We start from the raw sequence: 20,996 nt of genomic DNA, 5'->3' as shown, positions 1-20,996 counted from the left end.
CATGGCTTTTTCACTGATGACTGTGAATGTGAATGGTATCCGCGCTGCGTATAAGCGCGATATGGCTTCGGTTTTAGCTGAAACCGCTCCTGACGTGTTGGCTTTGCAGGAAGTCCGCGCGAACGATAAGATCCTCGCTGATTTGATGGGCGAGGACTGGGAGATGGTGAATTACTCTTGTGAGATTAAGGGGCGTGCGGGTGTGGCGGTTTTAGTGCGTCGTTCTTCCCACGTTGAGTTGTTGGCAGATTCGGCACGTTTTGGCGCTCCCGAGGGCGGCGATAAAGTGCCTGTGGATACGGGCCGTTGGCTGGAAGTTGACGTGGTTGATGGTGATCGCACGGTGACAGTTATTTCTGCTTACCTGCATTCTGGCGAGCTGGGTACTGAGAAGATGGATCAGAAGTACGCGCACTTAAAGTTGGTGACTGAGCGCATGGCTGAGATTGTTGCTTCTGGTAAGCATGCGGTTGTGGTGGGTGACTTGAATATTGTTCGTTCTGAAAAGGACATTAAGAACTGGAAGGGTAACCATAATAAGTCTGCGGGCGTGATGGATGAAGAAATCGCTTATGTGGACGGCTGGATGAGTTCTGGTTGGACGGATATTTCCCGCCAACTGCATGGGGCTGAGCAGCAGGGTCCTTACACTTGGTGGTCTTGGCGTGGTAAGTCTTTTGATAATGATGCTGGCTGGCGGATTGACTACCAGTTGGCTACTGCTGAGCTAGCTGCAACTGCGACTTCTTGTGTGGTTGATCGTGCGGATGCGTATGAGAAGCGTTTCTCTGATCATGCGCCTTTGCGAGTTCACTACGCGTAAATCTTACACAAGACGTTTGCCCCTATGAGAAAAGACTTTCCCATAGGGGCAAACGTTTATCTAAACTAGCTTCTCAGAAACTAAAGGATATTAGAACTACATGCGTTCTGCAGATTCCACTACGTTAGCAAGGAGCAGCGCACGAGTCATTGGACCAACCCCACCAGGGTTTGGGGAAACCCAGGAAGCAACTTCGTCACAACCATCTGCCACGTCGCCAGCCAGAATGAAACGACCGTCCTGTTCAATGCGGGAAACACCCACATCCAAAACAATTGCTCCAGGCTTCAGCATATCCGCAGAAATAATGCCCGCTACCCCGGCAGCAGCCACAACCACGTCAGCAGCACGTACCTTAGAAGCTAAATCTACGGTACCCGTGTGAGTGAGCGTCACTGTCGCATTCACCTGACGACGAGTTAGTAGCAAACCAATCGAACGACCTACGGTGGTGCCACGACCAACCACGCACACATCCTTACCATCTAAGGAAATGCCATTCCGTTCAATTAGCTCAATCACCGCACGCGGAGTACAAGGCAATGGAGAATCAATTGCTTCGCTAACACGCAAAACTAAACGACCTAAGTTAGTAGGGTGTAAGCCGTCAGCATCCTTAGCTGGATCAATTGCTTCTAAAATCCTATTCGTATCCACGCCCTTTGGCAGCGGAAGCTGCACAATATAACCAGTACAAGCAGAATCCTCATTAAGTTGCTTTATAGCCGCTAAGATTTCCGCTTCCGTAGCAGTACCTGGCAGGTCTACGCGAATAGATTCAATGCCGACCTCGGCACAGTCCTTATGCTTGCCTGCCACGTAAGTTGCCGAACCAGGGTCGTCGCCAACTAAAATCGTACCCAAGCCAGGAACGATACCGCGTGCACGCAAGGCAGCTACGCGTTCAGCCAACTCAGATTTAATCTGCGCGGCACAAGCCTTACCGTCCAGAACCTTAGCTGGGCCATTCCAAGGGGCGCGCATCAGGCGTCAGCTCCGATGAGGTCGATTTCTGGGTAGAGTGGGAAGCGTTCAGTCAGTGCCTTAACACGGGAACGCAGACCCTCAGTATCAACTTCCCCCTTAGCGCCCTGCACCAAAACAGTAGCGATAATGTCAGCCACTTCAGTGAACTCTGCAGCACCGAAACCGCGGGTAGCCAAAGCTGGGGTGCCGATACGCAGACCGGAAGTAACGCGAGGTGGACGAGGGTCAAATGGAACCGCATTACGGTTAATGGTGATGTTAATAGAGTGCAGCAAGTCTTCACCCTGCTGACCATCCAACGCAGAATCACGCAAATCAACCAATACCAGGTGTACGTCAGTGCCGCCGGTTACCAAAGAAATGCCAGCTTCCTTAACGTCAGCTTGGTTCAGACGCTCAGCAATAATCTTTGCGCCTTCCACGGTACGCGCCTGACGGTCCTTGAACTCATCAGTCATAGCGACCTTCATGGCAACTGCCTTTGCAGCGATTACGTGCATCAGCGGGCCACCCTGGTTGCCAGGGAATACGCGAGAATTCAGCTTCTTGCCAAGTTCTTCATCGCGGGACAAAATCATACCGGAACGTGGACCACCAATGGTCTTATGCACGGTGGTGGAAACAACGTCAGCGAATGGTACTGGGTTAGGGTGGATACCGGCAGCCACTAAACCAGCAAAGTGTGCCATGTCTACCCACAGGTAAGCACCGACTTCGTCCGCGATTTCTCGGAACTTAGCAAAATCAAGCACGCGAGGGTAAGCAGACCAACCAGCAATGATTACCTTTGGTTTAACTTCCAAAGCAATGCGGCGAACCTCATCCATGTCAATCAGCATGGTTTCTGGGTTTACTTCATAGAATGCCGCGTTGTAGAGACGACCAGAGAAGTTCAGGTGCATACCGTGAGTCAAGTGCCCACCGTGTGCCAGGGATAAACCCAAAATAGTGTCACCCGGAGTTGCCAAGGCGTCCAACACAGCAGCGTTTGCTTGAGAACCAGCGTGTGGCTGTACGTTTACGTAGGCGGCGCCGAAAACTTCCTTAGCGCGTTCAATCGCCAGGCTTTCTGCTACGTCCACGGCTTCACAACCACCGTAGTAGCGCTTACCTGGGTAGCCTTCCGCGTACTTGTTGGTCAGTACGGATCCTTGTACTTCCAGCACTGCTGGTGGTACGAAGTTTTCGGAAGCAATCATTTCCAAGAAGTCGCGCTGGCGCTGCAGTTCAGCGTCGAGTACGGCTGCGATTTCTGGATCGAGTTCAGCAAGGGACATAGAGTTAACAGATTTGGTCACGTTATACCTCTCAGAAGCCGGTTTTTCGCTGTTAGGTTCTGCAGTTTCCTAACAGCTTTGCTCGCAGACCCAGGCGGGCGGCCAGCGAGGCCAGGTTATCGCTCCCCGGTGGTATTCCACCTGCGCCAGTTACGACACTTCCACCTTACCCCACGCTTCCCCAACCTGTCCTTACGTTTCAGATTATAGGCATCCGCGTTTGCGTTTAGTTGTGGGGAACGCCCTCGGGAAAATTTTCTTTCCGAGGGCGGAAGTCACACGTTTCCCCCTTAGAAAAATACCCGCATACGTCTATAGTGAAGGCATGACGAACTTAGGAAATCTTGAAAAACTGATTCTGACTCTGTCTTGCCCAGACCAACCGGGCATCGTATACGCAGTCACCCGGGTAATCAGTGAAAACTCTGGCAACATTATTCAATCCCAACAGTTCGGCGACCCTGAAACCGGACTATTCTTCATGCGTGTGGAACTGGAAACTCCTGCACGTAAGCAAATTGAAGACGGTATCGCCGCTTTTGCCGCTGATTTTGACGCAACCTTCCAGCTTGATGAAATGGGACGCCCACTGCGGACCATCATTATGGTCTCTAAAGAAGGTCACTGCCTGACCGACTTACTATACCGCCAGCGCTACCAGGAACTGGGAATCGAAGTTGTAGCTGTGGTTGGTAACCACCCCGATTTAGCGCCGGTTGCGCAATTCTACGGCAAGCCGTTCCTTTGTATTCCAGTTACTCCTGAAACTAAGGCAGAGGCGGAAGCGCAGCTACTGGCACTGGTTGAATCTGAAAAAGTTGAGCTGGTGATTTTAGCGCGTTACATGCAGATTTTGTCCGATAAACTGTGTGAGACTCTGGTGGGTAATGTTATCAATATCCACCACTCTTTCCTGCCATCTTTCAAGGGCGCACGTCCTTACGCACAGGCGCATACTCGTGGGGTAAAGCTGATTGGTGCTACCGCACACTATGTGACTGCTGATTTGGATGAGGGCCCGATTATTGAGCAAGACGTTACCCGCGTAACTCACCGCGAATCTACTAAGGATTTAGTAGCACAGGGTCAGGATGTGGAGCGTCGCGTACTAGCCCAAGCAGTAAAGTGGCATACCCAGCATCGTGTGCTGTTGAATGGTCACCGCACGGTGGTATTCAGCTGACGTTAAAGAATACGAAAACCCCGATTTTTCATATCGATAAACGTCTTTAAAAGACATTTACCCCCATGAGAAAAACCTTTCTCATGGGGGTAAATGTTTATACGACTAGGAACTCAGCCCTTCACGGAACCGCTCATCAGGCCACCCACAAAGTACTTGCCCAAAGCAATGTAAACAATCAGAGTTGGCAGAGAAGCAATCAACGCGCCGGACATGGACGCACCATAGTCAGTGAGGATGGAACCATGAGCCAGGTTGTTCAAAGCCAAGGTAACTGGACCGCGCTGCGTACCACCACCAAAGAATAGTGCAAAGAGGAAGTCGTTCCAAGCGGAAGTGAACTGCCAAATGAGGACCACCACGAAGGATGGGATGGAGATTGGCAGCACCACTTGAAAGTAAGTGCGGAGCATACCAGCGCCGTCCACACGAGCTGCTTCAATGAGTTCCGCTGGTACTGATTCATAGTAGTTACGGAAAATCAGCGTAGTAATTGGAATACCGTAAACAACGTGAGCCAGAATCAACGCTGGAATGCCCTGTGGTATCTGAATGGTGAGGAACAGCTTTAGCAGTGGAATCATAACTGCCTGGTATGGAATGAACATACCAAAGAGGATGAGGGTAAATACGACGTTTGCTCCGGGGAAACGCCAGCGTGAAAGCACGAAGCCATTAGCAGAACCCAGCATTGCGGAAATAATCGAGGAGGGGATTACCAATAGCAGGGTACGCACCAAAGCTGGGGACAGTTCAGTCCAGGCCTTTACCCAGTTAGCGGTTTGCCAGACTTCTGGTAGGAACCAGGTGCGGGATGGGTCTGCGTCGCCAGAGCCTTTGAAAGAGGTGATGATGAGGACGTAAACCGGAGTAAGCACTACTGCCAGAGAGAAGATAAGAATGGCATAGCGCAGGGCGGTACCGGTGATGGAACCACGCAGGGCTGGATCGTTTTTCATAGTTGCAGTGCTCATCGGTTAGCCGCCTTTGCGTCGTGAATCAGGTATGGGATAACCAGGATTGCAACGATAATCAACAGAACTGCACCAACTGCTGCGGACATTGAGTAATCACCATCAGTCATGAAGTTAAACATGTCGATTGCTGGCACCTTAGTTGAATAAGTGCGTTGGTCAGTGATCGATAGAATCAAGTCGAAGGACTTTAGCGACATATGTCCAATGATGATGACTGCAGAGAGTGCTACTGGCGCTAGCTGCGGGAAGATAACGTGTCGGTAAATCTGCCATTCGTTTGCACCATCTACGCGGGCTGCTTCACGAAGTTCGGATGGAACTCCGCGGAAACCTGCTAGGAATAGGGCCATGACGTAACCGGCGAGCTGCCAGATAGCTGGGATAGCGATTGCCAGAATACCGGTGTTGATGTTGCTTGCCCAACTGTTTTGGAGAAAGCCTAGACCAACCATTTGGAATAGTCGGTTTAACCCGGAAGCGTTTTCATCTACTGCAGAGTTGAGGAGCCATTTCCAAACAACCCCGGATGCTACAAAGGAAACTGCCATTGGGAAGAGGAATACAGAGCGGAATACACCTTCACCCTTGATTGGTTTTTCAAGAATCCATGCCCACAGGAAGCCGATTACCAGAGTACCTACCAGGAAGGTAACGGTGAGGAGTAGCAGGTTCTTGAGGGAGTGAATGAAATCTGGGTCTGAAAATAGTGCTCGATAGTTTTCGAAACCAACAAAGCTGGTTGGTTTCACGCCAGTTGACTGGGCTACGGTGTGGGCATCAAGCAGTGACATATAGAAGTTGTGCCCAATCAAACCGTAGACGAAGACGGCTACTAAGAATACTGAGGGTGCGATTAACGCGATTGGGGGTCCGTATCTGTGAATCCACTGGGAAGCAGTCATTTTACGGACTGCTACCGTTTGTTGTTTGGCCATTGAAGTCTCCTTGCGGGGGTGAGTGGCTGAGGCACAGGGGGTGCCTCAGCCACTCAATTTGATTTATTTTTTAGTTCACTTGGTGGCGTCTACCAGTTCCATCTGGAACTGTTCTGCGTTAGAACCGCCTTCAACGAACTTAGCTACCGCGTCAGAGATAGCGTTAGAGGACTTCACTGGAAGTGCTGCACCGTGTGCGATAGAGGAAACAATGGTGTCCTTACCGAAGGATTCCATTGCGCTCTGCTGGTACTGAGGGAACTGACCGCGTTCTTCGTCGGTCAGGTCAGAACGTGCTGGGATAGAGCCCTTTGCCAGGTTGAATGCAATCTGACCTTCCTTGGAGGAGATTACGTCCAGCCACGCGCGGGTACCACCTGGGTGTGCTGCACCCTTTGGCAAGGTGAAGGAGTCAGCCAGGAAGTCGAAGGTGCCCTGGGTACCTGGGACTGGGAAGTAAATGTAGTCTTCGCCGTCCTTCTTGTTCTGAGCGTTGAATGCGCCAACTGCCCAGTCACCCATTACGTTGTAAGCTGCCTTGCCGTCTACAACTGGCTGCATTGCTGGTTCCCAGTCTTCGGTGTAGAGAGCCTTGTCAGTGAAGGACAGGAGCTTTTCGAAGTGCTTGATTGCCTTGGTTACGCCTTCGGAATCCCACTTGGTGGTGCCGTCGAAGAGGCCGTTGTAGCCGTCTGCACCGAGGTCAGCCAGCAGCACGGTTTCGAACAGGTGCAGGCGGGTCCAAGCAATACCTACGGTCAGAGGGGTCTTGCCCTTTGCCTGGATCTTTTCCATGTCAGCAATCCACTCATCGAGGTTCTGTGGCTGCTTCATTGGGTCAATGCCAGCTTCCTTCAGAACTGCTGGGTTTGCCCAAACAACGTTTGCACGGTGAATGTTGGATGGAACGGAGTAAATCTTGCCGTCAGAGGTGAGGCGGTCGATCAGGGTTGCCGGGAATGCTTCCTTGAGCTTCAGTTCGTCGTATAATCCGGATACGTCGAGAATCTGATCTGCATCAATGTAGTCGGTGAGTTCTGCGCCAGCGTGTGCCTGGAAGGTGTCTGGTGGTGAACCCGCTGCAAGATCTGCTGCCAGTTTCTGCTTTGCCTGGGAGCCACCGCCACCAGCGATCGCTGCTTTGGTGAATGTAATATCTGGGTATTTCTGCTTGAAAACATCACCGAGAGCTTCGAAGCCAACCTTTTCAGAGCCTGCTTCCCACCAAGTGGTAATTACAACTTCAGAATCATCACCTTCCCAAGCCTTACCTTCATTGGAAGCATCACCGGAGTCGGTTCCAGCGTTTCCGCCACAAGCAGCAAGTGCAAGTGCTGCAGCTGCAATGCCTGCAAATAACTTGATACGACGCATGAGCGTCCTCCTTCTGAAACAACATTGTTCCTGACTGTTAAGACCATCATCGGTCTCACAAACTCTATTCTGCAACTTTTATAAGAAGCATGTCGAGGGTTTAAGTGGTTTAGACCACTTCACAACATTACAGTTTCATAAAGTCCTCAGACGTCTGATTTCTTAGACATTCTGCGGAAACCGGTTGCCGATATAACCTTCAAATAACCTGCCTATACTGCCAGACGCCACCCTCGGAAAATAAAACGGCAACGAAACCGGAAAAATAAAACCGGCCAGCTCCCAAAAGGAACCAGCCGGTCTTAAAAGAGTGAAACTAAATCACTTTACGAAACCCAGTTCACGCACAGCAGCGCGTTCTTCTTCCAAAGCAGCAATGTTGTGATCAATGCCTGCGCGGGTTGCTTCAGAGATTTCCAGACCCTTAACAATCTCCCATTCACCACCATTAGAAGTACATGGGAAGCCGTAAACCAGGCCTTCTGGAACACCGTAAGAACCATCGGAAGCCACACCAGCGGTAACCCACTGACCTTCTGGAGTACCCTGTACCCAGTCACGCATGTGGTCAATAGCTGCACCAGCTGCGGAAGCTGCAGAAGAAGCACCACGAGCTTCAATGATTGCAGCGCCACGCTTAGCAACGGTTGGAACAAAGTAAGAGGACAGCCATTCAGCGTCTACCAGATCCTTAGCTGGCTTGCCAGCAACAGTTGCGTAGGATACGTCTGGATACTGGTCTGCAGAGTGGTTACCCCAAACAACAATGTTTTCAATGTCAGCTGCAGATGCGCCAACCTTGTGGCCCAGCTGAGAGATTGCACGGTTGTGGTCCAGACGCATCATTGCGGTGAAGCGGGATGCTGGTACGTCTGGTGCTGCAGCAGCTGCAATCAGAGCATTGGTGTTTGCTGGGTTACCAACAACCAGTACGCGAATGTCGTCTGCAGCGTTGTCGTTGATTGCCTTACCCTGTGGGCCGAAGATACCGCCGTTTGCGGACAGCAGGTCTGCACGTTCCATGCCTGCGGTACGTGGGCGAGCGCCAACCAGGAATGCTGCGTTGGTGCCTGCGAATGCTGCGTTTGCATCGTCGTAAATGTCAATGCCCTTTAGCAGTGGGAATGCACAGTCGTCCAGTTCCATTGCGGTGCCTTCAGCAGCCTTCAGAGCTGGGGTGATTTCCAGCAGGTTCAGCTTAACTGGTACGTCTGGGCCGAATACCTGGCCGGATGCAATGCGGAAGAGCAGAGCGTAGCCGATGTTGCCAGCTGCGCCGGTGACGGTAACGATACGAGGTTCTGCCATGGTTTTCTCCTTTTAGGCGGATTTTTAAGGATTTTCCTTAAGTTTTCTGCGTTACTTCCCCGCTTTGGGCAAGTAACTCACTCTTCTAAGATTACCGGTTTTATTTTGGTTTCGTGGGGACTAATTTCCTTAACCAGCAAAAGGTTTCCCCCACCCCAAAACGTAAAGCAAAACTATCCATCCAAACAAAAATCCATTTTTCAAGTAACTCTTACTTACGTAACTCCACCCATTAAGAACAGGTAATACAGGAATAGTGAACTAAGCCCACCCACAGGCACCACTCCTGCACACACTACCCGCAAACTAGCTTAAACAAACAGTGCCCGCGCTGAAGACTCAACGCGGGCACTTCTTAATACAACTACTACTTAACGCGGTTAGCCAAGTAGAACTCAATCAGACCCTGAGTTGAAGGATCCTGCTGTGCCAGAACCTCACGGTCACCAGCCACAGCTGGGGTCAGCTGGTTTGCCAGCTGCTTACCCAGTTCTACACCCCACTGGTCAAAGGAGTTAACACCCCAGACAATGCCCTGTACGAAAGTAATGTGTTCGTACAGTGCAATCAACTGACCCAAAACAGCTGGAGTCAAAGAAGCAGCCATAATGGAAGTAGATGGCTTATTACCTGCGAAGACACGTGCTGGCACGATTTCTTCAGGGGTTCCTTCAGCGCGAACCTCCTCAGCAGTCTTACCAAATGCCAAAGCCTTAGTCTGCGCAAAGAAGTTACCCAGGAACAGTTCGTGCATATCATTTTCGCCGTCTACAAATGCCCAGGTTGGGTTTGCGAAAGCAATGAAGTCAGCTGGAACAATCCGGGTTCCCTGGTGGATCAGCTGGTAGAAAGCGTGCTGACCGTTAGTGCCTGGTTCACCCCAGAAAATTTCACCAGTCTGGTAGTTTACTGCCTCACCAGCCCAAGTTACGGACTTACCATTAGATTCCATGGTTAGCTGCTGCAAGTAGGCTGGGAAACGAGACAGGAACTGCGCGTATGGCAACACTGCGTGAGTGTGCGCATCCAGGAAGTTTACGTACCAAACGTTGAGCAAGCCCATGAGAGCTGGAACGTTCTGGCTCCACTCGGTGGTGCGGAAATGCTCATCTACTGCGTGGAAGCCCGCCAAGAATTCCTTAAATACGTCAGGACCCAAAACTACTGCCAGGGAAGTACCCACAGCCGAGTCCACAGAGTAGCGTCCGCCTACCCAATTCCAGAAGCCGAAAGCGTTCACTGGGTCGATACCAAAGGCAGCTACCTTATCGAGGGCAGTGGATACAGCTACGAAGTGAGAGCGCACTGCAGCAGCTTCATCAATGTCGCCCTCGAAAACTCCGCGAGCGCGCAGGGAAGAAAGCAGCCATTCACGAACCACGCGAGCGTTGGTGAGGGTTTCCAAAGTGGTGAAAGTCTTGGAAGCGACAATCACCAGAGTGGTTTCTGGATCCAGGTCCTTGGTTTTTTCACCCGCGTCGGTAGGGTCAATGTTAGAAATGTAGCGGGCACTTAAACCTGCTTGCGCGTATGGCTTAAGAGCTTCGTAAACCATAACAGGACCCAGGTCAGATCCACCAATACCAATGTTTACAACGGTTTCAATGCGCTTGCCAGTAACACCCTTCCATTCGCCAGAGCGTACTTTTTCAGCGAAAGCGTAAACTTTTTCAAGTTCTGCGTGTACGTCGGCAACAACTTCCACACCGTCTACTACCAGTTCGGTGCCAGCTGGCTTGCGAAGTGCGGTGTGCAGTACCGCGCGGTCTTCAGTGTTGTTGATGTGTACGCCTGAGAACATTGCATTAATACGTTCACGCAGGTTCACTTCATCTGCCAAAGTACACAAGTCAGCTAGGATTTCGTCAGTGAGCAGGTTCTTAGACAGGTCCACGTGCAAATCTGCCATAGTGCGAGTGTATTCTTTCGCACGGTTTGGGTTGTCAGCGAACCACTGGCGCATGTTTGGAGTAAAAGTTGCTGCGGTTTCAGTTAGGCTCTTCCACGCTGCGGTGGTCGTTGGGTTTACTGGGTTTACCATTTTCATTCCTCTTCTCTGCGTGCATATGGACGCAGATGTTTCGGGATTTTTACCAGGACTATCTTACGCTTGCGTAACCGGGTTTTAGAACTTAGTTACGGATTCTGGGTCGGAAATCGGAATTACCGCTGGCACAGTATCTTCGTGTTCCATGGACACGGCAGAGATGATTGGCGCTAATGCTAGCCACCACTGTTCGAATGGGCGGCGGTTTGCAATATCAAGTTCTTCCATCATGTGTTCTACCGGGTTTGAGTGAACTGACGCGTTACTCATACCGATGTAGCGGGCATCTTTACCGCCGCGTTCCAAAATCGCGGTGAGTTCCAGCAGCGCTTCATATACCAGGCGGGTGGCGAGCAGGCGGTCAAATGGCGATGGTGCACCACCCTGCTGCAAGTGACCGAGGGCGGAATGACGAACATCATAGAGGCCGTGGCCTTCTGATTCGAATACCCGTGCCAGGAACTCACGGTTGTAAGTGTCGTGAGCTTCTTCGTTACGGACAACTAGGAAGAGTTTACGTCCCGCTTTGAAAGCTTCCTTCAAATTCGCAGCGTCCTTACTGATTTCAGCCAGGCCCACTGGAAGTTCATTTAGGTAAATCTTTTCCGCACCGCCTGCAATACCTGCCATAAGAGCCAGGTAACCACAGCGACGTCCCATTGCGTCAGCAACGAAACAACGGTGTGAAGCAGCAGCACTTTCTTTAATGCGGTCCAGTGCCCATACCGCGTTATTCAAAGCCGTGTCAGCGCCGATAGAAAGTTCTGAACCCGGCAGGTTGTTGTCAATGGTAGCTGGAACCAGCATGATTGGAATATTAAAAGCTGGGTAACGGTCACGTTCTTTCACCATTGAGTAGACTGCTTCGTAGGCGTTAAGACCGCCAATTACTAGCAGCGCGTCAATGCGGTTATTTTCCAGGGCCCGCCCCATAGCGTAGAACTCTTCAACACGTGGCACGGCACGGCGAGTTCCCAGTTCGGCGCCGCCTTTGAAAGCCCAGCCTTCCACATCAGACCAAGTGAGTGGTTCTACAGCTCCTTCGGCTAAGCCACGGAAAGATCCCTGTACGCCCAACATTTCCACACCCGCGTCCAAACCAATACGTACTGCTGCGCGAGCAGCCGTGTTCATACCGGGAGCCAGGCCACCGGCGTGCACAATAGCGATTCGTTTAGCGCCCTCGGGAATAATATCGGTCTGGGGAGGTTCCGAAAGAATGGAATTAATCCGCATCATCTTTTCGAAACTGTTGCCACGCGCTGCCGTAGCCGCGTCAAAATCTTTCGCCTCAATCAGCTTACCCACGTTACGGGTTGCAGCCACTGCTTCAATCAGCGGAATACGAGTGACGCGGTTGTGGCGCACTCCCAGGATGTTAGCTGGTTTCGCTGGGTCAGCGTTGAGGATTTCATGCGCAGCCGCATAGCCCAGCAGGGTTGGCATCCAACGGTCGTAAGCAGATGGAGTACCACCACGCTGCACGTGTCCAAGGATAGTGATACGTGGGGTGACCCCCAGTTTTTCTTCAATCACGTTAGCAACATCTTGGCTGGTAATGTGGTTGCCTTCAGCGTCGAGGGCGCCTTCTGCGACGATCACGATAGATTCTCGACGCCCAGCCTCACGACCCAGGGTGAGTTTTTCAGCCATGTCATTTTCCCACCCTAAACGAGGTGGGTTTTCTGGGGTAAACACGTAGTCAGCGCCGCCAGCAACCGCTGCCATCAACGGTAGGTAACCACAGTGTCGGCCCATCACTTCAATCACGAAAGTGCGCTGGTGTGATGCCGCGGTAGAGGAAACATTGTCGATTGCGTCAACAATACGGTGCAGAGCAGAGTCTGCGCCGATAGTCATGTCGGTACCCACTAGGTCATTATCGATTGAACCAACTAAGCCAACGATTACCAGCGATGGGTGGGCTTGTGCTACTTCTTTAGTGATTTCTCCGGCTTCTAAAAGCTCTGCAACGAGTTCTGGCCATTCATTTTTAAACTCGTTCGTACCGGTAAGCGATCCGTCACCGCCGATTACAATGAGGCGGTCAATACCGTGGTCTAAGAGGTTTTTACACGCGCGGCGGCGCCCATCTTTTTCACGGAAGTCGGGGCAACGCGCGGTGCCGATGACTGTGCCCCCCTCGTTGAGGATGGAAGAAACGTCTGACCAGCCCATCTGCTTAATGCGGTCGCCACCGTCAACGGCACCCTGCCAGCCTTCCATCACCGCGAAGGGGGTGGCTCCTAGTTTCAGTGCCGTGCGGATTACGGAACGGACAGCAGCGTTCATGCCCTGTGCGTCACCGCCGGAAGTGAGGATACCCAGTCGTTTCTGCGTAGTGGTCATAGTCATCTCCATTGTCGAAAGACCTCTTTTTCTATACTTCTATTATCCGTTTCGTTTTCCGTGAAAACCCGCGTTTTAACAGATGTACGCTTAGCCTGAGAATTCTCTCAGGACGTTTTCTTCAAAACCTCTTACCGTAGCACTCACTTGCGCCCGCGATCCGGCAACGAACACCCATTCCATATTCTTGGTGTGGCTCACGCTGCCAACTTTTTGCCCTGTTGGAGAGTGAATCCCGGTTTTTGCCCCCACATAACGCGTATGTTCAAACCCCAGGCTAACTACACTTTCACAGCCAATTTCCAGCAGGTGGTCACGCATCTGCGCCGCTGAAATCCATGACTCATTGTTGTACGAAATCACTACCAGCCCAGCTTTTGCGCGAGTCAATAGGTCAAAAAACGCGTCTTTCATGGTGCGTTTGTAGTTGAATACTGACTTTGTTTCTGCTTCCTTAGCGTCCACTCGTTTACACGCTACCCCGTAGACTTCGGGTTCATCCCAACGCACCAGGGTTTCCCAAATGTGGTAGTTCGTGTAGTAGCGATGCTGGTTGTAAGGTGGGTCCAGGTAGAGCAGTTCTGTGGGTGGTAGTTCGTCGATTACTTGCATGGCGTCTCCCAGCACTGCTTGCCCTTTTCCGGGGGTAAGCACTGGCATGCGCATTTCCAAGTCATTGTATGAGCGTGGTGCCCATTGTTTAAGGTAGGCCATTTGCACGCCGATAGTGGAATCCACGCGGTCTGCGGCTTCCATTAAACTGGTTAGCAGCAGCGGGTACAGTTGGCTTTCTTTATATTCGGTTTCAATCTGGTTGCGGATAGCGTCGATACGCGCCCCGTTTTTGGGTTGGAAGAAGCGGGATCGTTGGCAGAATGTTTCTGTAAAGTAGCCGGGGTCGCCGGGCAGCTCGTTTAATTTCTGGAGGGCGGTGCGCAGTTCGTCCTCGTTTATTTCTGCACTATCTGTTGCCACGTAGGTTTGCGCCAGCACGTGTGAGTAGGTAGCGATATCGCAGGCGGTTGTTACCAGGCCTTGTCGCTTGAATTCTTGGGCGACGCGGGTAGTGCCGGTGAAAAGATCGACGGCGCTTTTAGCTTCGGACTGCTGTGCCAGGGTACCCAGGGTGGGGATAAAAACTCTTTTTGAACCAATGTATTTGAACACTACGTTTCCTAGATTGGTGAGGGTAGTTTCGCGTACGGGATGGTCAGGAGCAGTAAGATGATGATTCCCATTAGGAATGCTGCGTCAAGTTTTTTCGTTTTAGCTTTGAACCAGACTTCTTCTGGTGCTAGTAAACGGGTGAAGAGTACCAGTCCAGCTAAAATTACCAGCCCCCAGAGGGCGAGTTTAATGTGTCCGAGTAAGGCAACGACAGTAATTCCAATCACCACGGCACTGAGGGTGATGATGGAAATGGCGATGGCTCGACGGTTACTTTTCACGGTTTTTATTTTAGTGGTTCAGGAGACTTTTTCCTATCTGAACTAGTTCGCCTGACTGGGTTACTTACCTGTTTCCGCTTCCGTTAACGCGCGAACGCGAGTTCCCACGCAACTCCTGCGTCGGAAAATCGATTCGCACGCAACAAAAACGCGGGAACCGAGACTCGCACGCAAAGCGGGCACGCGAAAACTCGCGTGCCCGCTTCATAAGAGCTCTGAAGTTACCTCATCAGTGGCTGAAGTGGCGGTTACCAGTGAAGTACATGGTGATACCCGCTGCCTGAGCAGCCGCAATTACTTCTTCATCGCGGATAGATCCACCTGGCTGTACAACCGCGCGTACGCCGGCATCAATCAGAATCTGCAGGCCATCAGCGAATGGGAAGAACGCATCAGAGGCAGCAACTGCGCCCTGCGCACGCTGTGGAGGTAAAGCATCCACCAAGTCAGCTACGGAAGCACCACCCACACCAGCTTCAACTTTCGCCGCATCACCGGTAGAGCGAGACCCCAAAGTGTTTGCGCGAGTTACTGCCAGGGTACAAGAATCAACACGGTTTACCTGGCCCATGCCAACGCCTACAGAAGCACCGTCGTTGACCAACAAAATCGCGTTAGAACGAACTGCGCGCACAGCCTTCCATGCGAATTCCAAGTCACGCAAAGTTTCAGTGTCCGCTGCTTCACCTGATACTAAAGTCCAGTTCTGTGGGTCGTCGCCACGATCGTTGAGTGCGTCACGGTCCTGCACCACTAAACCACCGGAAATCTGCTTGAATTCAACAGTTTCACGTACTGGTGGAACTACCTTTAGAACACGTAGGTTCTTCTTGGTAGCCAGGATTTCTGCTGCGCCTTCTTCATAGCCTGGAGCCAGCACAACTTCAGTGAAGATTGGAGCAATCTGGTTTGCTAGTTCGACTGAAACTGGACGGTTAACTGCAATCACACCACCGAAAGCGGAAACCGGGTCACAGGCGTGTGCTTTGCGGTGTGCTTCAGCTACATCTGCGCCGATTGCCACACCACATGGGTTAGCGTGCTTAATGATTGCTACGCATGGTTGAGCGTGGTCGTAGGCGGCACGCAAAGCTGCGTCACCGTCAGTGTAGTTGTTGTAGCTCATGGCTTTACCGGAAAGCTGTACGGCATTTGCAATGCCACCAGTTTCGGAAAGTTCCTTACCGAAGCCTAAAGCGTTAGTCTTGTAAACTGCACCTGCCTGGTGTGGGTTTTCGCCATAGCGCAGAACTTCCAGCAGTTCCCACTGTGCGCCTACAACTTCTGGGGTTTCAGCTACCTGGGTGGCAAACCAGCCGGCTACCGCAGCGTCGTAAGCGGCGGTGTGTGCGAAAGCCTTTGCGGCTAGTTCTTTACGCTGGGTGTCGGTGAAACCACCGGCTGCTACTGCTGCTGCTACATCTGGGTAGGCTGCTGGGTTGGTTACGATTGCTACGGATGCGTGGTTCTTAGCAGCTGCGCGTACCATGGTTGGGCCGCCAATGTCGATTTGTTCGATACAGCCGGCGAAGTCGGCTCCGGAAGCCACGGTAGCGGTGAATGGGTAGAGGTTTACTACTACTAGGTCAATAGCGTCTACGCCAAGCTCAGCGAGTTCAGCTACGTGAGTTTCTTTAGTACGGTCTGCCAGAATCCCGGCGTGGATACGTGGGTGCAGGGTTTTTACGCGACCGTCTAGACATTCTGGGAAACCAGTTACGTCTTCTACTGGGGTTACGGGAATACCTGCTTCAGCAATCTTTCCAGCAGTGGAACCGGTTGAGAGGATTTCTACGCCCGCTGCATGTAGGGCTGCTGCCAGTTCAGTCAGACCGGTTTTATCGTAGACGGATACCAGTGCGCGACGGATTGGGCGTAGATTTTCAGTGGTGCTCATGAATACTCCAGCTTGTAGCTTTCCTGATTTCCCAGTGAAGTTGCAGGATGCAATCTTCGGTGGTTTTAATCTTTCCGCAGCGCCCAGGCGGGCGACGCTGGCCGGAGTATTTGCGTCACTTCCCGGTGGTTAGTTCCACCTTCGCCAGTCGTGACGCTTCTAGTTTAGTTAATTTCTACCCAGCGACCAATGGTTGTCCACCCATTGACCATGAGTTTGCCCACGTATTCCACTAGTTGCGCGCGTTCTGCCACTTGGATACGCTCCAGCAAGGCGCCTTCTGTGTCATCACCGTAGACGGGCACAATGGTTTGAGCAATAATACGCCCCGTGTCGATGCCTGGGTCAACAAAAAATAGGGTGGCGCCCGCGTATTTTACGCCGTATTCTAAAGCGTCTTTCGGTCCGTTGATACCGGCAAAAGCGGGCAGTAACGAGTTGTGGGTATTTACCACGCGCCCGTCGAATTCGCTTAAGAATTCCTGCCCCAAGAGCTTCAGGAATCCGGCTGAGACAATCAGGTCTGGCTGATATTCTTTCACGAGGGCGGTGAGTGCCCGGTCCCAGTCAGCACGTTCAGCATAGTCTTTTACAGAACACACAAAAGTTGGAATTCCTGCGTTTTCTGCGCGTTCGCATCCATAGGTTCCTGCCCGGTCAGCTCCCACTGCAACTACTTCACAACCATAGGTTGGGTTTTCGCAAGCATCCATGAGGGCCTGTAGGTTTGTGCCACTGCCGGATACCAGTACGACCAGTCGTTTACGCGGGCTGAGGGTCATCGTCTTCAGTCTCTTCTGTAGTTTCGTTTTCGGTTTCTGCACCAGTTTCAGCTGGAACTGGAAGTTCGATTAGATTAGCAGATTCTTGCTCGGCTTCAACTACTGAGTCTAAATCTGGAAGTTCTTCTAAGTCTGCTTCCTCTTCTATAACAGTGAGGAATTCGCCCTCGGAAGAAATATTCTCTGCCGTATCGGAATCCTCGTTTTCCAGTATTTCTTCAGATTCTACTTCCGGGGTTTCAGTCTGCGTGACTCTGCTATTAGCCAACGCCCAAACCGCCGGATGAGCTGCAAGGCCGGCTAATAAAGCTCCGAAAGCAAGCTCAAGCGTGAGGTATAAAGTCGCCAACTTCCAGTTCGGACCAATGTAACTTAACCGTGCCGTCCCGTAAATAGCTGCGGATAGCCGCATCCACAGTGCTACTACCCCAGCAAAAAGAACGGTTGCTCCTAACCAGCTATACAGAAACTCTTTCAGAGTGGTTTCTTTCTGTTTCCAAACCCAAACGAGTCCCACCAAAATCCCCACTAAAATAGGGAAAACCACTACCCAGAAGCCAAGTGATGTTTGCGGAATAATCCCAAATTCAGGAATCGCTGGAACTGGCTTCACCACGGTCGCACCTGGCACAACTAAAGCATCTGCAGCGCTGAAAGTACCTGCTCCGCTATACCAAGAACCCACCGCAGCCACTAGGTTAGGAAGGAAGAAAACCTGCGCTAACACGATCAACACAGTATCCGCTTGGCTAGGGTTCAAAAGTTCATGAATACCACTTACTCGATCCCAAGCTGCATAGTTTGCATACGCTAACCCGAGTAGTCCCGCAGTAGCAACGCCAATCCCCCAAACACGTAGGGTTTGTAGGCTCCGGCTCAAATACTGCAGATACGGATAGGAGGTTAAATCCACTAACCAGCTACGCCAGTTCAATAGCCAGGCTAGTAAGGCAATCCCCCAAATACCCATAAGAACCTGGGTTTTATTCGCATAGTCCAATCCAGTTAATGCTAAAAGAGTTCCTGACAGGGCAAACACTAACGGGGTTAAAGCCAGTTCCCAAACTGACTTAACGCGACTGAGCTTAACAAAAGCAGTTAGTACCGCTAGGTTAAAAAGGCTTAAGAGAAGTGGGGTGGCTCGGAAAGTGACTCCGCTTACCGTGTGTGCTCCAAAAAACGTAGACGCCCAGATTTCCAAGCTAATCTGGTTAACTGTATCCCAATTAGTATCTAAAACCCAGCGGTTAGAAGCAGTAAAAATGAAACTGCTACTTACTAACGCAAATGCTGGCATAAGAGTAATTGCAAGCGCTAATACTCCCGCGAAAATTAATCTTCCGTGATGTTTAGAAGGTTTAATAGTCACTACCCGACGTTCGGTTTGGCTTTCTGCAGTGGTTTTCCCCGCGATTACATCGCGAGCTGCCTGCGAAGCATAAACCGGAGGGGTAGCAATGATTTCCGTGGGAGTATTATCGCTGTTTAGCATTCTTATAAGAGTTTCAGTTGAGGGTGGCAATCACTTCGCGAACCAGGTTAGCGGTTTCAGTAGGGGTTTTACCTACCTTCACACCAACAGCTTCCAGTGCCGCCTGCTTAGCTGCAGCAGTGCCAGAAGAACCAGAAACAATCGCACCTGCGTGCCCCATAGTTTTACCTTCAGGAGCAGTAAATCCAGCTACATAACCAACTACTGGCTTCGTCACATGCTTAGCAATGAACTCTGCAGCGCGTTCTTCTGCGTCGCCACCGATTTCACCAATCATCACGATTACGTCAGTATCAGGATCAGCTTCAAAGGCTTCTAAAGCATCAATATGAGTAGTGCCAATAACAGGGTCACCACCAATACCAATGCAAGTGGTGAAGCCCAAATCAGACAATTCGTACATCAGCTGATAGGTTAAAGTACCTGACTTGGATACCAAACCAATGCGACCTGGCCCAGTAATATCTGCTGGCGTAATACCCACATTAGACTGCCCTGGGGAAATAATTCCCGGACAGTTTGGTCCAATCAGGCGTACCCCTGCTTCAGCAGCTGCCTGGCGGAATTCTACGGAATCTTGTACTGGGACGCCCTCGGTAATGACAACTACCAAGTCCAGTTTCGCTGCCACTGCCTCTAATACTGCGTCTTTAGTGAATCGCGGGGGAACGAAAATAACTGAAACGTTAGCTCCCGTGGCTTCCTTGGCTTCTGCAACAGTGCCGAATACAGGTACTTCGTGAATACCTGGACGAACTTCATCAGCCTGTGGTCCGTAAGGCGTAATATCAAAAGACTGTACTTGACCGGCTTTGCGAGGATTCACGCCACCCACAATCTGCGTGCCAGCAGCAATCATGCGGGTCGTGTGCTTAGTGCCTTCACCACCGGTCATACCCTGCACGATGACTTTAGAATCACGGTTTAAGAAAATAGTCATGGTCGTTTCCTCTCAGGCCTGTGCAAGTTCTGCAGCTTTCGCAGCTGCCCCATCCATAGTTTCTACCATCGTTACCAGTGGATGGTTTGCTTCCATCAGAATCTGGCGGCCTTCCTCCACTTTGTTACCGTCCAAGCGCACTACGATTGGCTTAGTTGCGTTATCTCCCAGCAGTTCCAGCGCTCCAATCACGCCTGCAGCTACCTGATCACACGCAGTGATACCACCGAAAACATTCACCAAGCAAGAACGTACCTGCTCATCACCAAGGATAATTTCCAGTCCCTTAGCCATAACTTCTGCGGAAGCGCCACCGCCAATATCCAGGAAGTTTGCTGGGTGGACACCATACTTTTCACCCGCATAAGCAACAACGTCTAGGGTAGACATAACCAGGCCAGCGCCGTTACCAATGATGCCAACTTCACCTTCTAAGCGAACGTAGTTTAAGCCAGCAGCTTTTGCTTTAGATTCCAACGGATCCTCAGCAGAAATATCCTTTAGTTCAGCATGCTGTGGGTGACGGAAAGCAGCATTATCATCAAGGGAGACTTTACCGTCCAAGGCAATAATTTCACCACTCGCTACCTTGACCAATGGATTGACCTCTACCAGGGTGGCATCTTCCTTAGCGTAAACTTCCCAGAGTTTCACTAGCACTGGAACCAATGCTGGTTGTTCGTCAGCGGTGAAACCGGCAGCGGTAAGGATTTGCGTAGCAACTTCTTCATTAATGCCAACGGTGGCATCTAAATGAACTTTTGCCAGGGCTTCTGGACGTTCTTTAGCTAGGGTTTCAATATCCATACCGCCTTCTTTAGAGCACATTGCCAAGTGAGAGCGGTTTGCGCGGTCAAGCAGGATAGAGAAATAGTATTCTTCGGCGATGGAAGCGCCCTGCGCCACCATGACTTTATTAACGGTGTGGCCCTTAATGTCCATTCCCAGGATTTCTGAGGCTTTTTCAGCAGCTTCTGCTGGGCTTTTAGCGAGTTTCACGCCACCAGCTTTACCGCGTCCACCAACTTTAACCTGCGCCTTGACGACTACTACAGGAGTACCCAGTTCGACTACTGCAGCTTCAGCTTCTGCAGGGGTGGTGGCTACCACGCCTTTCAGTACGGGTACGGCGTAGGCTTCGAAGAGGTCTCGGGCCTGATATTCAAAGAGATCCACG

At 51.3% G+C, this 20,996-nt stretch carries 17 protein-coding genes and 2 riboswitches; of the genes, 2 read left to right on the top strand and 15 right to left on the bottom strand.

Going from position 1 to position 20,996, the window contains the following annotated elements; translation table 11 throughout:
* Window position 1 precedes the first annotated feature (1 nt).
* Window positions 2-823, top strand: coding sequence for an exodeoxyribonuclease III (locus HMPREF0044_RS00150; RefSeq protein ID WP_006546062.1), 822 nt, complete (start codon window positions 2-4; stop codon window positions 821-823).
* Between the two features lie 96 nt (window positions 824-919).
* Here HMPREF0044_RS00150 and HMPREF0044_RS00145 read toward each other — a convergent pair whose 3' ends face one another.
* Both HMPREF0044_RS00145 and glyA read right to left on the bottom strand, forming a co-directional pair.
* The gene (locus HMPREF0044_RS00145) at window positions 920-1,807 is read right to left on the bottom strand and encodes a bifunctional methylenetetrahydrofolate dehydrogenase/methenyltetrahydrofolate cyclohydrolase (protein WP_006546061.1); all 888 of its coding nucleotides are present in this window, start codon (window positions 1,805-1,807) and stop codon (window positions 920-922) included.
* A complete protein-coding gene (glyA, locus tag HMPREF0044_RS00140; RefSeq protein ID WP_006546060.1) occupies window positions 1,807-3,087 on the bottom strand; it encodes a serine hydroxymethyltransferase in 1,281 nt (426 codons plus the stop codon). The genes HMPREF0044_RS00145 and glyA overlap by 1 nt, the downstream gene beginning before the upstream one ends.
* An 81-nt stretch (window positions 3,088-3,168) precedes the next feature.
* Window positions 3,169-3,251: riboswitch (ZMP/ZTP riboswitch) on the bottom strand.
* Between the two features lie 161 nt (window positions 3,252-3,412).
* Between glyA and purU the strand changes: the two genes are divergently transcribed.
* Entirely contained in the window at window positions 3,413-4,270 is an 858-nt protein-coding gene (gene purU, locus HMPREF0044_RS00135) for a formyltetrahydrofolate deformylase (protein ID WP_040312510.1), read from the top strand.
* 113 nt (window positions 4,271-4,383) lie between these two features.
* On the opposite strand, the gene HMPREF0044_RS00130 is transcribed toward purU, so the two are convergent.
* The 13 genes from HMPREF0044_RS00130 to sucC all read right to left on the bottom strand — a co-directional run bounded on the left by HMPREF0044_RS00130 (window position 4,384) and on the right by sucC (window position 20,995).
* The gene (locus HMPREF0044_RS00130; protein WP_040312522.1) at window positions 4,384-5,229 is read right to left on the bottom strand and encodes a carbohydrate ABC transporter permease; all 846 of its coding nucleotides are present in this window, start codon (window positions 5,227-5,229) and stop codon (window positions 4,384-4,386) included.
* An 11-nt stretch (window positions 5,230-5,240) separates the two neighbouring features.
* Complete coding sequence (locus HMPREF0044_RS00125; protein WP_006546057.1) at window positions 5,241-6,182, bottom strand: carbohydrate ABC transporter permease; 942 nt, start codon at window positions 6,180-6,182, stop codon at window positions 5,241-5,243.
* Between the two features lie 75 nt (window positions 6,183-6,257).
* Window positions 6,258-7,556, bottom strand: coding sequence for an ABC transporter substrate-binding protein (locus tag HMPREF0044_RS00120; RefSeq protein WP_006546056.1), 1,299 nt, complete (start codon window positions 7,554-7,556; stop codon window positions 6,258-6,260).
* Between the two features lie 321 nt (window positions 7,557-7,877).
* Entirely contained in the window at window positions 7,878-8,864 is a 987-nt protein-coding gene (locus HMPREF0044_RS00115) for a malate dehydrogenase (RefSeq protein WP_006546055.1), read from the bottom strand.
* Between the two features lie 367 nt (window positions 8,865-9,231).
* Window positions 9,232-10,905 (bottom strand): glucose-6-phosphate isomerase, encoded by a 1,674-nt coding sequence (gene pgi / locus HMPREF0044_RS00110; protein ID WP_425357248.1) that lies wholly within the window; start codon window positions 10,903-10,905, stop codon window positions 9,232-9,234.
* Window positions 10,906-10,989: 84 nt separating this feature from the next.
* Complete coding sequence (locus HMPREF0044_RS00105) at window positions 10,990-13,260, bottom strand: 6-phosphofructokinase (protein ID WP_040312509.1); 2,271 nt, start codon at window positions 13,258-13,260, stop codon at window positions 10,990-10,992.
* Between the two features lie 90 nt (window positions 13,261-13,350).
* Window positions 13,351-14,427 carry a DNA adenine methylase gene (locus HMPREF0044_RS00100; RefSeq protein ID WP_006546051.1) on the bottom strand — a complete coding sequence of 359 codons (1,077 nt, stop codon included), beginning with the start codon at window positions 14,425-14,427 and terminating at the stop codon, window positions 13,351-13,353.
* Between the two features lie 8 nt (window positions 14,428-14,435).
* On the bottom strand, window positions 14,436-14,708 hold the full coding sequence (locus HMPREF0044_RS00095; RefSeq protein WP_006546050.1) for a hypothetical protein: 273 nt from the start codon (window positions 14,706-14,708) through the stop codon (window positions 14,436-14,438).
* A gap of 229 nt (window positions 14,709-14,937) precedes the next feature.
* Window positions 14,938-16,605 carry a bifunctional phosphoribosylaminoimidazolecarboxamide formyltransferase/IMP cyclohydrolase gene (gene purH / locus HMPREF0044_RS00090; protein WP_006546049.1) on the bottom strand — a complete coding sequence of 556 codons (1,668 nt, stop codon included), beginning with the start codon at window positions 16,603-16,605 and terminating at the stop codon, window positions 14,938-14,940.
* A gap of 74 nt (window positions 16,606-16,679) precedes the next feature.
* Window positions 16,680-16,767: riboswitch (ZMP/ZTP riboswitch) on the bottom strand.
* Between the two features lie 2 nt (window positions 16,768-16,769).
* Complete coding sequence (gene purN, locus HMPREF0044_RS00085; RefSeq protein WP_006546047.1) at window positions 16,770-17,387, bottom strand: phosphoribosylglycinamide formyltransferase; 618 nt, start codon at window positions 17,385-17,387, stop codon at window positions 16,770-16,772.
* Window positions 17,368-18,879 carry a cell division protein PerM gene (locus tag HMPREF0044_RS07730; RefSeq protein ID WP_006546046.1) on the bottom strand — a complete coding sequence of 504 codons (1,512 nt, stop codon included), beginning with the start codon at window positions 18,877-18,879 and terminating at the stop codon, window positions 17,368-17,370. Before HMPREF0044_RS07730 ends, purN begins: the two co-directional genes overlap by 20 nt.
* A gap of 13 nt (window positions 18,880-18,892) precedes the next feature.
* Window positions 18,893-19,819, bottom strand: a complete 927-nt coding sequence (gene sucD / locus HMPREF0044_RS00075) for a succinate--CoA ligase subunit alpha (RefSeq protein ID WP_006546045.1) — start codon at window positions 19,817-19,819, stop codon at window positions 18,893-18,895.
* Between the two features lie 12 nt (window positions 19,820-19,831).
* A complete protein-coding gene (sucC, locus tag HMPREF0044_RS00070; RefSeq protein ID WP_006546044.1) occupies window positions 19,832-20,995 on the bottom strand; it encodes an ADP-forming succinate--CoA ligase subunit beta in 1,164 nt (387 codons plus the stop codon).
* Between the last annotated feature and the right edge of the window lies 1 nt (window position 20,996).

The sequence above is a fragment of the Gleimia coleocanis DSM 15436 genome (assembly GCF_000159015.1).
In the GTDB taxonomy this organism is placed as follows: Bacteria; Actinomycetota; Actinomycetes; order Actinomycetales; family Actinomycetaceae; genus Gleimia; species Gleimia coleocanis.
The sequence above is the reverse complement of the archived record's forward strand: the minus strand, read 5'-3'. Positions and strand labels throughout refer to the sequence as shown.

What these genes read in the sequence shown, in the direction of transcription:
- HMPREF0044_RS00150 (WP_006546062.1), top strand. Translation starts at nt 2, where the DNA reads ATGGCTTTTTCACTGATGACTGTGAATGTGAATGGTATCCGCGCTGCG.
- HMPREF0044_RS00145 (WP_006546061.1), bottom strand. Translation starts at nt 1,807, where the DNA reads ATGCGCGCCCCTTGGAATGGCCCAGCTAAGGTTCTGGACGGTAAGGCT.
- glyA (WP_006546060.1), bottom strand. Translation starts at nt 3,087, where the DNA reads ATGTCCCTTGCTGAACTCGATCCAGAAATCGCAGCCGTACTCGACGCT.
- purU (WP_040312510.1), top strand. Translation starts at nt 3,413, where the DNA reads ATGACGAACTTAGGAAATCTTGAAAAACTGATTCTGACTCTGTCTTGC.
- HMPREF0044_RS00130 (WP_040312522.1), bottom strand. Translation starts at nt 5,229, where the DNA reads ATGAAAAACGATCCAGCCCTGCGTGGTTCCATCACCGGTACCGCCCTG.
- HMPREF0044_RS00125 (WP_006546057.1), bottom strand. Translation starts at nt 6,182, where the DNA reads ATGGCCAAACAACAAACGGTAGCAGTCCGTAAAATGACTGCTTCCCAG.
- HMPREF0044_RS00120 (WP_006546056.1), bottom strand. Translation starts at nt 7,556, where the DNA reads ATGCGTCGTATCAAGTTATTTGCAGGCATTGCAGCTGCAGCACTTGCA.
- HMPREF0044_RS00115 (WP_006546055.1), bottom strand. Translation starts at nt 8,864, where the DNA reads ATGGCAGAACCTCGTATCGTTACCGTCACCGGCGCAGCTGGCAACATC.
- pgi (WP_425357248.1), bottom strand. Translation starts at nt 10,905, where the DNA reads ATGGTAAACCCAGTAAACCCAACGACCACCGCAGCGTGGAAGAGCCTA.
- HMPREF0044_RS00105 (WP_040312509.1), bottom strand. Translation starts at nt 13,260, where the DNA reads ATGACCACTACGCAGAAACGACTGGGTATCCTCACTTCCGGCGGTGAC.
- purH (WP_006546049.1), bottom strand. Translation starts at nt 16,605, where the DNA reads ATGAGCACCACTGAAAATCTACGCCCAATCCGTCGCGCACTGGTATCC.
- purN (WP_006546047.1), bottom strand. Translation starts at nt 17,387, where the DNA reads ATGACCCTCAGCCCGCGTAAACGACTGGTCGTACTGGTATCCGGCAGT.
- HMPREF0044_RS07730 (WP_006546046.1), bottom strand. Translation starts at nt 18,879, where the DNA reads ATGCTAAACAGCGATAATACTCCCACGGAAATCATTGCTACCCCTCCG.
- sucD (WP_006546045.1), bottom strand. Translation starts at nt 19,819, where the DNA reads ATGACTATTTTCTTAAACCGTGATTCTAAAGTCATCGTGCAGGGTATG.